The following is a 14,241-nucleotide window of genomic DNA, read 5'->3' as shown; positions in this document are numbered from 1 at the left end:
GTGATGCAGTTCATCGCAGACAGGGCTTGCCGCGTTGGCGGCAAGCATCGCAAGAAGATCACGCAATTCAGCATCGACGGATACGAATACGCTGGCAAGCGTCGCGACGATGAGTCGGCGAGCCGCGAGCTTCCCAAGCTGCTCGCCCGAGGGACGACCTCGACATTCCGCGAGCTTATCGACGCGCGTCTCGGTAACGCGCAGTACGCAACGCCCGTAGCGGCAGTGGAGTGAAACGATCATGAAAGAAACCAGCAAAGCCGTTCTGCGCCGCTCGCGCGAGACCGCATTCGCACAACATTATCTGGTCGGCGACGGCCTCGACATCGGCCCTGCCGACGATCCTCTCTCGGCGCATGCACAAGCGTTTCCCCGGATCGGCAAGGTCGTGTCGTGGACGCCGGCGCAAGGCAGCGCGACGACGCTCGATGGCATCCGTGACGCGTCGCTCGACTTCGTTCATTCGAGCCATCTGCTGGCGGAGCAGGACAATCCGCACAAGGCCCTCGCGCGCTGGCTCGATGTGCTCAAGCCCGGCGGTCATGCAATCGTCACGCTGCCCGACGAAGACCTCTATGGCAAGGGCGTGTGGCCGAGCCGCTTCAATACTTCGCACAAGGCGAGCTTCACCATTTGCAAGGCGGACAAGCGGCTGCCGAAATCGATCAACGTGCTGGAACTCGTGCAGGCGATGTCGCCGGTAGCCGACTGCGAGCGCATTACGCTCGTGCGCGACGGCTACGATGCGCGCCGCCCGCAAGCCGATCAGACGGCCGATGGCGTCGCCGAATGCGCGATCGAAATCGTGCTGCGCAAGCGCGCGGTGCCGACGGCGGGTGAAATGGTCGCAGCCATCGGGATCGCCAGAAGCCGCGAGGAAGGATTCGCGGCGAGCGAGGCGGCCATGCGGCTGTATCCGTATCGCTTCGAGACGTACCATCGCGGACTGATGGATGCACTGCGCTGGGACACGCCCGAAGCCGCCGACGCGCTCTGGAAGCAATGCGTCGAACGTCTGCCGGGCGAGCATCTGCCGCGGCTGTATCAGGCGCTCCACACGATCGGCCGCGGGCAGTTGCAGGAAGGCTTCGCGCTGCGCGAATCGCTCATGGGCCCGTTGGGCTGGAAGCGCCGCACCACGGCCGAACCGCCGCGCGATGTTCCGCAATGGAACGGCGAACTGCTTGCGGGCAAATCCATCGCCATCTGGAGCGAGTTCGGTCTCGGCGACGAAATCTTCTTCCTTCGATTCGCGAAGATTTTCCGCGAGCGATGCGGCGCGAAGCGCGTGGTCGTCGTCTGCCAGTCGCCGCTCGTCGAGTTGTACGAAGCATCGGGCACGGCGGACGACGTCATCGACGTGAACAATGTCTCTTCGATGCCGGCCATCGATTACTGGGTGTTCCCGCATGCCATTCCGGCGCATCTGCCGCTCAGCCTGGACAAACTGCCGTCCACGGTTCCTTATCTGCGCGCGCCGCAAGGCATCGAGCCGAAGCTGCCGTCCGTGGATGCGCGAAAGCTGAAAGTGGGCCTCGTGTTCAAGGGCAACCCGACGCACGAGAACGACAGCCAGCGTTCACTGCCGTCGCTCGGCGTGCTCGACAACCTCATCAAGTTGCCTGGCGTGGAGTTCTTCAGCCTGCAAAAAGGCGCAGGCGCAGACGAAGCCGCACGCTATGGCGAGCTCTATCGCAACTTCCACGACATCGGCCCGGCCCTGAACACGATGGCGCAGACCGCGACCGCAATCGAAGCGCTGGACGTCGTGCTGACCGTGGATACATCCGTCGCTCATGTGGCTGGTGCAATGGGCAAGCCCGTCTGGCTCATGCTGCCCGCGTTCGGCGACTGGCGCTGGCATTACACGCGTGAAGACAGTCCGTGGTATCCGACGATGCGGCTTTTCCGCCGCCGCTTCGGATGCGACTGGTCGGAAGTCGTGGCGCGCATCGGCGGGCACATGCGGCAACTCGTGATGGAGAAGTCGGAACGCACGCTCACAGCTTGATGTCTAGCGGCGTGTTTCGAATTCCGTCTATATCCGCAAGGGGTGTCAAGCGCGAAGATGTAACTGTTCTTTAAAGCTGCGCGACCGACCCCCAAGGAGGCGCTGCGACGCGCTGGCTTCATCACCGATCGACCCTTTTCGCCGCCGTCCAGGCGGCTTTTTTTTGCAAAGCGCCGACCGGTCGAAAACGAGGCTTGCGGGTGACGCACGCGGACCAGGTTCGACATTCTTCGATATAACGGCCTTGCTCAGTTGAATACAGTCAAGCTTTGCGAGCCAACGAATCAACTCAAGATCGCGGTCGATGTACGGCGAAGGTTTCGATACTACAGATTGCGTTGCTCTTCTGCAGACAGGCGTCACGAACGGCCGCCTGTCGCGTTCCTTCCCGGGTGCTCAGTATGTCCGTAATCCATTCGATTCGCCGAATCGCGCAAAAGGCCTTCGACGCTGCAGGCATCGCTTCAATGGTGCTCGTCCCGGTATTCTTCGCGATGTCCTTCTTCCTTCTTGCGGTGTTCGCACTCGATACCTGGCGTTCGTGGCCGGTGCTGACCATCGCGACAGGCTTCATCGCCTGCATGCTCCTTATTACGTGCGTGCTGTTTGCGCAAAGCAGGCGAGGCAAAGTGGACAAGACGCGCCGCATCACATCCATGCCGCTTCATGAACTCGGACAGTCCAGCGCGCATCACGGCAGCAAGGGCAAGAACAACGACGCATCACGCAATGGCTTGCCCATGCGGTGAAGCTTTTGCCCTAACGGCGAGTGCGTCTCGTGTCTCACCGACAGACTTGTGGAGCTTACTGTGAACACCGGAATGAAAAGAGTCCATGATGAAGGGGCCAAAATGACACGTATGAGAGCGTGTCTGCACGTCTTTCAATGCGATGCGCGCTATCCTAGAATGAATCCTGAATGCGCATACTCGTTCGGGGGACGTACTGATGAACCGGCCTGTTCGTCTATTGCTTCTTTCGCGGGAAGCCCTGCGTCTGTTTCGGGTTCCGATACAGACGTTGAGAGCCTCCCCGACGGTGCGCGCATGAACGAAAGCATCCGCACGGTCCGAGTGGTGCTGGCAGACGACCATCCCATCGTTCTCATGGCCGTCTCGGACCAGTTCGCGAAGCTTCCCGGCTATCAGATCGCCGCAACGGTGAACTCGGGCGCGGAGCTCATCCGCGTGCTCGAGAAGCAGCCTGCCGATCTCATCATCACCGACCTCGTCATGCAGGGCGATGCGGAAGTCGAACTCGACGGATTGCGCCTCGTCAGCAGGCTGCGCCGCTCCTATCCCGACATTCCGCTCGTTATCCTGACGATGACCACGAGCGGCGGCATGTTCCATGAACTGTGCAAGCTGGGCGTTGCCGCCATCGTGAGCAAGGAAGAGCCTGCGAGCGAACTCGCGCAGATCAGCCTGCGCGCGCTCGCCACGAAGGAAACCATCATCTCGCCGAAGATTCAGCATCGCCTGGCCCGCGAGGGATCGACGACGAAAGACCTTGCGCGCGCCCAGCCGCTCTCTCCGCGTGAACTCGAAGTCGTGCGCCTCTTCGCGCAAGGGCTTTCGGTCACGGAGATCGCGCGCACCCTCAACCGGTCCGTGCCGACGGTCGCGACTCAGAAGCGCTCCGCCATGCGCAAGCTGCATGTCGAGAACCACGTAGACCTCGTCAAGTACGCCGCCAAGACAGGACTGGCCTGATGGAGCGTTTCTTCGCCGCATCGCAGAACTCGCCTCTGCAGATGCTGCGGATGCTGGAAAACAACCTCAAGCGGGAGCGGCGCATCTTCGCGATCGCCGTCGCGCTGCTGATCTTTGCCGCGCTGTGCGGCGCCGCCGCGACCGCGGTCTTCGTATTGACCGCCTCGTTGAAGACCGACCAGGACGCGGTGCAGGCCGCGATGCGCGGCATCAACGTCTCGGTGTTCAGCCGCTACAACATGCTCACGCCCGGCAGCCTGCTGCTGGAAGTGGGCGCAGTCCCGCCGAAGCTGGACGTTCAGACACTGGCCAACAAGCCCCGCTGCCACGCATACCCTTCCGGCCGGGAAGACAAGCTGCTCGCCGAAGCATGCGAGGCCGCGCGTCAACTCATTCCGGAAGAAAGCACGCCGCCGAGACTTCAGTACGTGTCGTTCGACGGAAGCGTCTCGCATGGTTTCGGCGTGTTCGAAGAAACCGACGACAAGGTGGCTCCGTCCAAAAGACTCGCCGCGCTCGTACAGTTAGCGAAGATCTACATGAGCACGCACGAGATCGCACCGCTCGATGCGGCGCACGCCCGGCGCGTCATGTGGTTCCTCGCGCCGCCATCGCTGGGCTTTCTCAAGCCCACGGTGGTTTTGTTCGTGGTCGTCGCGCGGGACGAGCAGCCGTTCGGCTTCGTGTTCACGAGCCTTGCGCCGGATGTCGCGCTGCGCCGCGTGGCGCCCCGCGCGCTCGAATCGCAGGTTGCGGTTTTCGCTGCGGACGGACGCGTGATCGGCGGCGACGACACCGAGTACACGCGATACGCCAACGCACGCCTGGCCAAGAGTCAGGTCGGTTCCTACCACTGGCTGCCGGGCCACGGATGGGGCATGCGGCTCGAACCGCTCGCGCTCGGCATCGGCCATATCGTCGCTGTGCTGCCCATCAAGACGCGGCTTGCATCGCAGCGTGAGCCGGCCATCATCATCGCGCTCGTGACGGGAACGCTCATCGCGATGCTGATCGCGATGTACCGATACTGGAACTACCGCTTCCTCACGCGAACTTACGAACAGGCGTGCCGCGCGGTGGAAGGCGACATTCTCAATCACCTTCTCGTACACGCTACCCCCGTTGGCCTGTGCATCGCGCTTCGCAGCGATTTCAACGTCATCGCGGCGAACCAGGTCGCGCGCTCGGTGCTCGATCTGACCGACGCGTCCATGCGACTGCCCGCAGGCCTGCGCGGAGCGCTCGAAGCGAACGGCATCGCGCCGGCGAAAGAGGGCGAAGAAGCCATGATCCGACAGCTTCAGTATTCGCTCGACAAGCCGAACGCCGCGACGGTGCATCTCAAGATTTCGTATGCGTCGGCGGTGGTGAACAAGACGGATGTGCTCTTCTGCGCAATCGCCGACATCACCGAGCACCACGAAGTCGAGCGCCTTCTGCGTGCGGCCAAGGAAACGAGCGATGCCGCCGCGAAGGCCAAGCTGAGCTTTTTCGCATCGATGAGCCACGAGATTCGCACGCCGCTGTCGTCCCTCGTCGGCAATCTGGAGCTCGTCGCGCTCGGGCCGCTCGTCGCCGAACAGGAAGCGCGCGTCCAGGCGATGCAGGCATCCGCGAGCGCGCTTCTGCAAGTCGTGAACGATGTCCTCGATTTCTCGAAGATGGATATCGGCGAAATGAAGCTCGCCGAGGAGTGGGGCTCGATACGCGATCTCGTCGTGCGCGTGATGATCGCGCATGCGCCGCTCGCGAACCGGCAGGGCTTGCGGCTCTTCGTCGTGATCGACCGCTCGTGTCCGGCGAAGCTGTTCTTCGACCCGATCCGCGTCTCCCAGATACTCAACAACCTGCTCGGCAATGCGCTCAAGTTCACGTATTCGGGCAAGGTCGTCGTGCGGGCGCGCTGGGCCGAGGGTGCGCTCGCGCTGAGCGTCGCGGATTCGGGCATCGGCATTCCGGAAGCGCAGCGCGAAAAGCTCTTTCAGCCGTTCATGCAGGGCGACGCCCATCGTCTCTCGCAGGCGCGCGGCACCGGGCTCGGGCTATCCATTTGCGTGCGGCTTTGCCAGTTGATGAAAGGCCGCATCGAACTGGACAGCACGGAAGGCGTCGGCACGCGTATTCGTGTGTCGCTGCCGCTCGCCGTCGATGTATCGGCGAGCGCGGCCAGCGATGCGGTCATGCTCGGCGGCCGGCCTGCCATCCTGTGCCGCGCGAACGAGTATCGCGAATGGTTCGAGAATCTGTACGACCCGGAACGCAGCTCGCTCACGTTCATGTCGCAGCCGGGCGCTGCGTCGACGGACGGTTGCGACTATCTGATCGCCACCGACGAGTTCACTGACAAGGAGATCCAGTTGGCCTGGAAGGACACCGCACGCCTGATCCGCATGACACAGAACGGGCCGCTCGTTCCCGTGCAGAGCGATGACGGCGTGCTCGAAGTGAGCATCTTCAGCGTAAAAGGATTCAAGGACGCGGTCGACATTCTCCGGGGACGCGAGCGCGGCGTCACGCTGCCCGGCATCGTCCATGCGACGCCTGTGCCGTCCGGGCGCACGGCAGGCCCGACCGTCGTCATTGCTGAAGACAACCGGCTCAATCGCGGGCTGCTGCGCGACCAGTTGCTCACGCTCGGCGCAACCGTGCTCGAGGCGGCCGATGGCGAAGAGGCGCTCGATCTGCTGCGCAAGAATCGCGTGGATATCGTGCTCACCGACATGGACATGCCGAAGATGTCGGGCGCGGAACTGCTCGTCGCCGCCCGCGCGCTGGACCCGTCGATGCGCGTCTACGCGGTCAGCGCAAGCGCGAGCACGCAGGACGTGGAAGCGGGCCGCGCTCGCGGCTTCACCGATTATCTGACGAAGCCGCTTCCGCTCGCCGTGCTCGCAGGGGTGTTGCAGACAGCGCGCGCGGAGCATGCCGGTCAAGCGGACATTCATCGGCTCGACGACGCTGAAGACGACGACCTGCCGCCGCGCTTTCCGACGATCCCCGCCGCGTATATGCGCGATCTCGTCACGCAACTGGACGAGGATATCGTTTCGCTCGACCGCATCTGCCGCGCGAAGGACCCGCAGCAATTGCGCGGATGGGCGCACAAGCTGGCGGGCGGCATGACGGTGCTCGGTCCGTCGATGCTATACGACCAGTGCGAAGAGCTGAGAACGGTGCTGCGGGAGTCGGGCCAGTGGGTCGAGGACGTCAACACGTTCACCGCGTTGCTGCGCGGCGACCTGATCGAGCTTCGCGACATGCTGCACGCATCGCTGCAGGCGCAGTACAAATAGCGGCGGCATTGCGAGGCGCCGGGTCGAGGCTATTGTCATCGCGCGTCACGGACTGCAGAATCTGCCCGTTACAGCCTGCGGCATCCACCTTCGAGGACACATCATGGCAAAGATCCTGACGCTGCACGGCGTCAACCTCAACATGTTCGGCAAGCGCGATCCGAAGCAGTACGGCACGGCGACGCTCGCGCAAATCGACGAGCAACTGAACGCGCTCGGCAAGGAACTGGGCGTGGAGGTGGAGTGTTATCAGACGAACATCGAAGGCGAAATGTGCGCGCGCATTCACCAGGCTTTCGCCGAGAAGGTCGATGCCGTCGTCATCAACGCGGGTGCGTGGACGCATTACAGCGTCGCCATTCGCGATGCGCTCGCCATTCTGACCGTGCCCATTGTCGAAGTGCACATGTCGAACGTTCATGCGCGCGAGCCGTTCCGTCACCACTCGGTCTTCGCCGAAATCGCGAAGGGGCAAATCTGCGGCTTCGGCGTGGACAGCTATCTGCTCGGCTTGCGCGCGGCGGCATCCGCGATTCGGTGATGCCGCTTCAGGAACGCGCTCAGGAGATGCGAGCGGCCGTCTTGACCGTGGCCGCAGCGCGCTCCCGGCGAGCGGCGACGCGCGCCGGCTTGCGTTCCTGCGCCGTCGCTCCACGGATGAACAGCACCGCGAAGATTGCGCAGACCGTCCAGACAACCGCGATGATGGTCAAGTAGTTCATTTCGTTCTTCCAGTTTCAGTGCGATGAGCGATGAGCGGTGCGGCGATGAATCAGCGTTGCGATGCGGGCATCGCGAGCAACTGGCCGATCAGCCGTTGCGCGATGGCGTGCTGCTCGGTGAGGGAATCGGCGTCGGCGTCCGCGTTTGCATGCAGTTCGCCGGCGAGGCGCAGCACGTTGTCGGAGGCGGCCTGAAGCTGGGCAAGCAGATCGGCTTCGGCCGCCGGGGCGCCGAGGTGCGCGTATGCATTCAGATTCGCGATGTGATGCGGCGCGGCGTTTTTTTGCATCGTCTGGAACATGGCGCTTCCCCGTTGAGTGGATGAAGTGATTCTGCGCGCCGGGTCCCGAACTCAATCCTCCGAAAAAGCCCCAATTCCGGCCTCACTTCCTGTTCTTCGCGGCTTGGGGCGCGCGCGACGCACGGCGCGAAACGGTTAGAAATCCGCCGCAAGTCCGCTCCACAAGGCTTTGCGGGCGGTGGGGCTGTAAAATCGCGTACTTTGGTCCGGGCGGAAAGGGAAGCGAAGCGGTCGTATGGCGGGGCGGCGGGAATTTCTCCTCGCAGAAAAACAACACTTCGTGCGTTTTTATAGACGTTGCGGCGGCGGGCGTCGCGGCGACGCGCGGACGGGCAGTGAAGGCAGGCATCGATCATGGTTTCAGGCAATACAGGCGCGACGGCGACATCGCCCGAAGCACTCAGGCGCGGACTCAAGAGCCGCCACATCCAGTTGATCGCCCTCGGCGGGGCGATCGGCACCGGACTCTTTCTCGGCGTCGCGGAGACGATCAGGCTGGCGGGCCCATCGGTGCTGCTCGGCTATGCGATCGCCGGGCTCATGGCGTTCTTCATCATGCGGCAACTGGGCGAGATGGTCGTCAACGAACCCGTCGCCGGCTCGTTCAGCCATTTCGCCGACAAGTACTGGGGCCGCGCGGCGGGCTTCATCTCCGGCTGGAACTACTGGGCCATCTATATCCTCGTCAGCATGGCGGAGCTCTCCGCCGTCGGCATCTACATGCAGTACTGGTGGCCGGCATTGCCGACATGGGTATCGGCGCTGGCGTGCTTCGTCATCGTCAACGCGATCAACCTGACGAGCGTGAAGTCCTACGGCGAGCTCGAATTCTGGTTCGCCATCGTCAAGGTCGCGGCGATCGTCGGCATGATTCTGTTCGGCGGCTACCTGCTGGTTTCAGGTCACGCAGGGCCGCAAGCCAGCGTGACGAACCTCTGGAAGCTCGGCGGATTTTTCCCCTACGGCGTGAGCGGGCTCGTCATGTCGATGGCCGTCATCATGTTTTCGTTCGGCGGGCTGGAACTGGTCGGCATCACGGCGGCGGAAGCGGAAGACCCGTCGCACAGCATTCCTCGCGCAACGAACCAGGTCATCTACCGCATCCTCATTTTCTATATCGGCGCGCTCGGCGTGCTGCTGTCGCTGTATCCGTGGGACAAGGTCGCGACGGGCGGCAGCCCCTTCGTGCTGATTTTTCGCGAGATGAACAGCACGCTCGTGGCGAACGTGCTGAACGTGATCGTGCTGACCGCCGCGCTGTCGGTCTATAACAGCGGCGTCTATGCGAACAGCCGCATGCTCTACGGCCTCGCGCAACAGGGCAATGCGCCGCGTGCGCTCTGCGGCGTGAACGCGCGCGGCATTCCGATCGCGGCGCTGTGTGTGTCGGCGCTCGTCACGGCGGCGTGCGTGCTGATCAACTACTTCATTCCGGGCCGCGCGTTCGGATTGCTCATGGGCCTCGCGGTGTCGGCGCTCGTCATCAACTGGGCGATGATCAGCGTCATTCACCTTAAGTTTCGCCGCGACAAGCGCGAACGCGGCGTGGCGACGTCGTTCAGAAGCATCGGCTTTCCGCTCACCAACTATCTTTGCCTTGCGTTCGTCGCGGGCATCGTCTGGGTGATGTTCGAGACGCCGGGGCTGCGGCTGTCGGTGTACCTGATCCCCATCTGGCTCGCGGTTCTGGGAATCGGCTACTATCTCAAAAGTCGCGGCGACGACGCGGGCGCGCCGCGCCGTGCGCCGTCTCGCTGATCCTTCCTTCCGCTTCCGATCCGATTCCGACACCATGTTCGAACATATCGATGCCTACCCCGGCGACCCGATCCTGTCGCTCAACGAAAACTTTCAGAAGGACCCGCGCACCGACAAAGTCAATCTGAGCATCGGCATCTATTTCGACGACGCCGGCCGCCTGCCCGTGATGCAGGCCGTGCGCGAAGCCGAACTGTCGATCCTGAACGATCCCGGCCCGAAGCCGTATCTGCCGATGGCCGGTTTCGCGCATTATCGCGATGCCGTGCAGGCGCTCGTGTTCGGCAACGACAGCCCGGCGCGCGCCGACGGCCGCATCGCCAGCGTGCAGACGCTCGGCGGTTCGGGCGCGCTGAAAGTGGGCGCGGATTTCATCAAGCGCTATTTTCCGGCGTCGAAGTTGTGGGTCAGCGATCCGACGTGGGAGAACCATCGCTTCATCTTCGAGCGCGCGGGCTTCGAAGTGAACACGTATCCGTACTACGACGAAGCCACCGGCGGCCTGCGTTTCGATGCGATGCTGGACGCCATCGACGCGTTGCCCGCGAAGAGCGTCGTCTTGCTGCACGCGTGCTGTCACAATCCGACGGGCGTCGATCTCGACGAAGCGCAGTGGGTCAAGATCATCGACGTGCTCGAGCGGCGCGAGTTGCTGCCCTTCGTCGATATGGCCTATCAGGGATTCGGCTCCGGCCTCGACGACGACGCGTTCGCCGTGCGCGAGCTTGCGCGTCGCGGGGTGCCGGCGTTCATCGCCAATTCGTTCTCGAAGAATTTCTCGCTGTATGGCGAGCGTTGCGGCGGCCTGCATGTGATTTGCGACGATGCCGCCGCAGCCGACCGCGTGCTCGGCCAATTGACGAGCGCCGTGCGCGCGAACTACAGCAATCCGCCGACGCACGGCGCGAAGATCGTCACGAAGGTGCTGACGACGCCCGAACTCGCGCAATCGTGGCGCGATGAACTCGCGGCGATGTGCGAGCGCATCGCGCGGATGCGTCGCGCCATTCATGATGGCCTGAAAGACCACGTGCGCGGCGAAATGCTCACGCGCTATCTGAAGCAGCGCGGCATGTTCACGTACACGGGGCTCGTGGCCGAGCAGGCCGATCGCCTGAAAGAAGAGTTCGGCGTGTATATCCTGCGCTCGGGCCGCATGTGCGTGGCGGGCCTGAACGACAGCAACGTGCAGACCGTCGCCGATGCGATCGGCAAGGTGCTGGCAAAGTAATCGGCGTTACAACGATCGGCTTCACAACGCGGGACACGACTGCACCTGCTGCGGCGGCAGCGTGCCCGGTCCCGCGTCCACTTTCGTTCCGCGCGGCGGCGTCGAAACCAGCCGCACGCCGTTCTCTCCCGCATTCGCCAGCACATATTGCTCGGCGCTCCCGTCCGGTTGCCAGTACACGCGATACACCGCGCCGTCGGCATACACATGCAGCGCGCCATGCACGGCGTGCCGCCCTGGATCAGATCGGCGCGTTCACCTTCGCGCAACGAAAGCGTATTGCCCGACGCGCCTTGCAGCACGCCGCAACCCGGGTCCTGCGCATGTGCGTGCGCGGACGCGGCGAGCGCCGCGCAACACAGCGCGCGGCGAAAGGTCGGGTTCGTCATCGGCGAGCGTCTCCATCGAATCATCGCGCGAGTGCAAGCAATTCGCGTGCGGCGCGCGCGTGCCACGGGTGTGGCAATTGGCATCGCCGTTCGTCCTTGCGTGTGCTACCTTGAATGCAGCAGCGTTCGATCGTGGAGGCCGCCATGTCAGTGATCGCACCGGACGAAAAAGCGGACTTTCTGGCGATTCTCGCGCGGCATCGCATCGATGCGGACGATTTTCTCGTGCAGGAAGCGGGGGAATCCGAAGTAGTGGACGATGTTTATCCGTTGCAGGGACACGTCACGATCGTGCGGCGCTCGACGTTGAAAGAGCGCGAATATCGCATCGGGCACGGCACCGCATGGGTGACCATGTTCGAGAAAGACTTGAACAAGGGCGCATTCGGCTGATCGTGCCGTGGACAGAACGCGCGCCGCATCGTCTTACAACGCACTTTTTGAGGCGGAACACGCGATGAGACCGACCAACTTCGCATCGTTCAGGGCGCACCTCGCCATGCTGCTGCGCGATCTGCCGCGCGGCATGACCGCCGATCTGACCGATGTGGCCGTCGCGTACTGGAACGGGACGCAAGTGGTCGGCGCGTATCTGCGCGACAACGGCTGCATCGACGAGGACTTCGATTTCGACGAGAACGCCTGGGGCTTCTGGCGCGAGGAACTTCTGCTGTGGTTTGACTCGCCGCGCTTCTCCGAGCGGCGAGACCTTAAAGCCGCGCTGCTTTCGGACGCGCACGCGACGACCGTTCACGGCGGCCGCTGGCCGCGGCCGCTTTAGTATCCCGCGCGGCGGTAGGCCTCGGCCATCAACGCGCTGACCTTGGCGCGTGCCTTAAGGGCGTCGCGGACCGCAGCGGACAACATCGAGAAAAAAGGAAGGAACACTCCCATGACGCAACTCCTTGATTAACTGTGAGACTAGGTTAACTACCTAGGTAGTTTCCCTATATTAGCACGGTTGATTGCAACGCCGCAAAGGCGTCGGAAGATGGCAAAACGCCGCAATCGTTCGTGCCGGTCGGGAGAAGGAGACTGCAGTGAAGCCGCATCTGTCGGGTCGTGCCGTCCTGCTTTCGCTGGTGCTCGCTTTGATGACCGCGTTCGCTATTGCCGGGGGATGCAGCGGGGGCGGGTCTTCCTCTTCCTCTTCCTCTTCCTCGTCTTCGCCGAACGTGGGCGCCGGTGCATCCGCGCCGCCGGCTGCATCCGGCGCGCCGGCGGCTTCGGGCGCCGTCGCCAACGCGATGGACGTCGTCACCTACCACAACGATATCGGCCGCACCGGCCAGCAACTCGCGGAAACGGTGCTTACGCCCGCCAACGTCAATTCGACGACTTTCGGCAAGCTCGCGGTCTATCCGGTCGACGGCCCCGTCAACGCGCAGCCGCTCTTTCTCGCCAGCGTATCGATTGCGGGCGGCACGCATGACGTGCTGTACGTCGCAACAGAGAACGCGAGCGTCTACGCCTTCGACGCCGACACCGGCGCGACGCTCTGGAAGGCCACGACGCTCGCCGACGGCGAATCGCCCAGCGACGATCACGGCTGCGGGCAGATCACGCCGACGATCGGCATCACCGCGACACCGGTCATCGATCGCGCGCGCGGCCCGAACGGCGCGATGTACGTCGTCGGCATGTCGAAGGACGGCGCGGGCCGCTATCACCAGCGCATTCACGCGCTCGACATCGCGACGGGCGCGGAGTTGTTCGGCGGGCCGACGGAGATCGCCGCGTCGTATCCGGGGACGGGCGCGGCGAGTCAGAACGGGCGCGTGGTGTTCGATCCCGGCCAGTATGCGGAGCGCGCGTCGCTACTGCTGCTGAACGGCGTCGTCTATACGGCGTGGACATCGCATTGCGACTTCATGCCTTACACCGGCTGGGTGATCGGCTACGACGCGGCCACGCTGCAGCAGGCGAGCGTGCTGAACGTGACGCCGAACGGGCAGATGGGCGCGATCTGGATGAGCGGCGCGGGGCTCGCGTCGGATGGCGCGTCGATCTATTTTCTCGATGGCAACGGCACGTTCGACGCTACCCTGAACGCGCAGGAGATGCCGCTTCACGGCAACTTCGGCAATGGTTTTCTGAAGCTCGGCACGACGCCGGCGCTCGCCGTCACCGATTATTTCCAGCCGTCGAACACGGTGCAGCAGTCGAACGCGGACGAGGATCTGGGTTCGGGCGGCGCGCTCGTGCTGCCCGACCTGGCCGACGCGAGCGGCGCGGTGCGGCGGCTCGCGCTGGGGGCGGGGAAGAACGCGGTGATCTACGTGGTCAACCGCGATTCGATGGGCAAGTTCGATTCGAACGCCGATCACATCTATCAGGAACTGGTCGGGCAGATTCGCGGCGCGATGTTCGGCATGCCCGCGTACTTCAATCGCACGGTGTATTTCGGCGCGATCGGCGACAACATCAAGGCGTTCACGATCACGAACGCGCGGCTCTCGGCCACGCCCGCGAGCCAGACGCCGACCACGTTCGGCTTTCCGGGCGCGACGCCGAGCATATCGGCGAACGGCGCGGCGAACGGCATCGTGTGGGCGGCGCGTAACGGGACGATTGCGACGCTGCACGCGTACGACGCGTCGAATCTCGCGCGGTCGCTGTACGACAGCAATCAGGCGGGCGCGCGCGATCAGTTCGGTCCGGGCAACAAGTTCATCACGCCGACGATCGCGAATGGCAAGGTTTATGTGGGGACGAAGGGCGGGGTGGCGGTGTTCGGGTTGCTTGGGCGGTAGGTGTTGCGCGCAGTCGTTTCCCCTAAAAACCCCCCGCACAAGAATAACAAGAACTCCGTTTGACTCGATA

The 14,241-nt window shown here is 63.5% G+C and carries 14 protein-coding genes; 11 read left to right on the top strand and 3 right to left on the bottom strand.

Annotated elements, in window-relative coordinates; genetic code table 11:
- The 6 genes from P9255_RS09055 (at position 1) to aroQ (ending at position 7,557) form a co-directional block, all read left to right on the top strand.
- Positions 1–234, top strand: a complete 234-nt coding sequence (locus tag P9255_RS09055; protein ID WP_309767358.1) for a hypothetical protein — start codon at positions 1–3, stop codon at positions 232–234.
- A gap of 7 nt (positions 235–241) precedes the next feature.
- A complete protein-coding gene (locus tag P9255_RS09050) occupies positions 242–2,011 on the top strand; it encodes a methyltransferase domain-containing protein (protein ID WP_309767360.1) in 1,770 nt (589 codons plus the stop codon).
- Positions 2,012–2,412: 401 nt separating this feature from the next.
- Positions 2,413–2,760, top strand: a complete 348-nt coding sequence (locus tag P9255_RS09045; protein WP_309767362.1) for a hypothetical protein — start codon at positions 2,413–2,415, stop codon at positions 2,758–2,760.
- 297 nt (positions 2,761–3,057) lie between these two features.
- On the top strand, positions 3,058–3,723 hold the full coding sequence (locus P9255_RS09040) for a response regulator transcription factor (RefSeq protein WP_309767364.1): 666 nt from the start codon (positions 3,058–3,060) through the stop codon (positions 3,721–3,723).
- Positions 3,723–7,016, top strand: a complete 3,294-nt coding sequence (locus tag P9255_RS09035) for an ATP-binding protein (protein WP_309789388.1) — start codon at positions 3,723–3,725, stop codon at positions 7,014–7,016. Before P9255_RS09040 ends, P9255_RS09035 begins: the two co-directional genes overlap by 1 nt.
- A gap of 103 nt (positions 7,017–7,119) precedes the next feature.
- Positions 7,120–7,557, top strand: coding sequence for a type II 3-dehydroquinate dehydratase (aroQ, locus tag P9255_RS09030; RefSeq protein ID WP_309767368.1), 438 nt, complete (start codon positions 7,120–7,122; stop codon positions 7,555–7,557).
- A gap of 19 nt (positions 7,558–7,576) precedes the next feature.
- Here aroQ and P9255_RS09025 read toward each other — a convergent pair whose 3' ends face one another.
- Both P9255_RS09025 and P9255_RS09020 read right to left on the bottom strand, forming a co-directional pair.
- Positions 7,577–7,738, bottom strand: a complete 162-nt coding sequence (locus P9255_RS09025) for a hypothetical protein (protein WP_309767369.1) — start codon at positions 7,736–7,738, stop codon at positions 7,577–7,579.
- A gap of 50 nt (positions 7,739–7,788) precedes the next feature.
- A complete protein-coding gene (locus P9255_RS09020) occupies positions 7,789–8,040 on the bottom strand; it encodes a hypothetical protein (RefSeq protein WP_309767370.1) in 252 nt (83 codons plus the stop codon).
- Between the two features lie 354 nt (positions 8,041–8,394).
- Here P9255_RS09020 and P9255_RS09015 point away from each other — a divergent pair, with 354 nt between their 5' ends.
- The gene (locus P9255_RS09015; RefSeq protein WP_309789387.1) at positions 8,395–9,798 is read left to right on the top strand and encodes an amino acid permease; all 1,404 of its coding nucleotides are present in this window, start codon (positions 8,395–8,397) and stop codon (positions 9,796–9,798) included.
- 34 nt (positions 9,799–9,832) lie between these two features.
- A complete protein-coding gene (locus tag P9255_RS09010; protein ID WP_309767374.1) occupies positions 9,833–11,029 on the top strand; it encodes an amino acid aminotransferase in 1,197 nt (398 codons plus the stop codon).
- A gap of 21 nt (positions 11,030–11,050) precedes the next feature.
- Here P9255_RS09010 and P9255_RS09005 read toward each other — a convergent pair whose 3' ends face one another.
- The gene (locus P9255_RS09005; protein ID WP_309767375.1) at positions 11,051–11,254 is read right to left on the bottom strand and encodes a hypothetical protein; all 204 of its coding nucleotides are present in this window, start codon (positions 11,252–11,254) and stop codon (positions 11,051–11,053) included.
- Positions 11,255–11,562: 308 nt separating this feature from the next.
- Here P9255_RS09005 and P9255_RS09000 point away from each other — a divergent pair, with 308 nt between their 5' ends.
- The 3 genes from P9255_RS09000 to P9255_RS08990 all read left to right on the top strand — a co-directional run bounded on the left by P9255_RS09000 (position 11,563) and on the right by P9255_RS08990 (position 14,171).
- Positions 11,563–11,811: a hypothetical protein gene (locus P9255_RS09000; RefSeq protein ID WP_309767376.1), complete on the top strand. Its 249-nt coding sequence runs from the start codon at positions 11,563–11,565 to the stop codon at positions 11,809–11,811.
- A gap of 64 nt (positions 11,812–11,875) precedes the next feature.
- Entirely contained in the window at positions 11,876–12,199 is a 324-nt protein-coding gene (locus P9255_RS08995) for a hypothetical protein (protein ID WP_309767377.1), read from the top strand.
- Positions 12,200–12,512: 313 nt separating this feature from the next.
- Positions 12,513–14,171 (top strand): PQQ-binding-like beta-propeller repeat protein, encoded by a 1,659-nt coding sequence (locus P9255_RS08990; RefSeq protein ID WP_309789519.1) that lies wholly within the window; start codon positions 12,513–12,515, stop codon positions 14,169–14,171.
- Positions 14,172–14,241: the final 70 nt, after the last annotated feature.

Origin of the sequence: Caballeronia sp. LZ019 (assembly GCF_031450825.1) — a bacterium.
GTDB lineage: Bacteria > Pseudomonadota > Gammaproteobacteria > Burkholderiales > Burkholderiaceae > Caballeronia.
The sequence above is the reverse complement of the archived record's forward strand: the minus strand, read 5'-3'. Positions and strand labels throughout refer to the sequence as shown.

What these genes read in the sequence shown, in the direction of transcription:
- P9255_RS09015 (WP_309789387.1), top strand. Translation starts at nt 8,395, where the DNA reads ATGGTTTCAGGCAATACAGGCGCGACGGCGACATCGCCCGAAGCACTC.
- P9255_RS09035 (WP_309789388.1), top strand. Translation starts at nt 3,723, where the DNA reads ATGGAGCGTTTCTTCGCCGCATCGCAGAACTCGCCTCTGCAGATGCTG.
- P9255_RS09050 (WP_309767360.1), top strand. Translation starts at nt 242, where the DNA reads ATGAAAGAAACCAGCAAAGCCGTTCTGCGCCGCTCGCGCGAGACCGCA.
- P9255_RS09040 (WP_309767364.1), top strand. Translation starts at nt 3,058, where the DNA reads ATGAACGAAAGCATCCGCACGGTCCGAGTGGTGCTGGCAGACGACCAT.
- P9255_RS09025 (WP_309767369.1), bottom strand. Translation starts at nt 7,738, where the DNA reads ATGAACTACTTGACCATCATCGCGGTTGTCTGGACGGTCTGCGCAATC.
- P9255_RS09045 (WP_309767362.1), top strand. Translation starts at nt 2,413, where the DNA reads ATGTCCGTAATCCATTCGATTCGCCGAATCGCGCAAAAGGCCTTCGAC.
- P9255_RS09020 (WP_309767370.1), bottom strand. Translation starts at nt 8,040, where the DNA reads ATGTTCCAGACGATGCAAAAAAACGCCGCGCCGCATCACATCGCGAAT.
- P9255_RS09010 (WP_309767374.1), top strand. Translation starts at nt 9,833, where the DNA reads ATGTTCGAACATATCGATGCCTACCCCGGCGACCCGATCCTGTCGCTC.
- P9255_RS09000 (WP_309767376.1), top strand. Translation starts at nt 11,563, where the DNA reads ATGTCAGTGATCGCACCGGACGAAAAAGCGGACTTTCTGGCGATTCTC.
- aroQ (WP_309767368.1), top strand. Translation starts at nt 7,120, where the DNA reads ATGGCAAAGATCCTGACGCTGCACGGCGTCAACCTCAACATGTTCGGC.
- P9255_RS08990 (WP_309789519.1), top strand. Translation starts at nt 12,513, where the DNA reads ATGACCGCGTTCGCTATTGCCGGGGGATGCAGCGGGGGCGGGTCTTCC.
- P9255_RS08995 (WP_309767377.1), top strand. Translation starts at nt 11,876, where the DNA reads ATGAGACCGACCAACTTCGCATCGTTCAGGGCGCACCTCGCCATGCTG.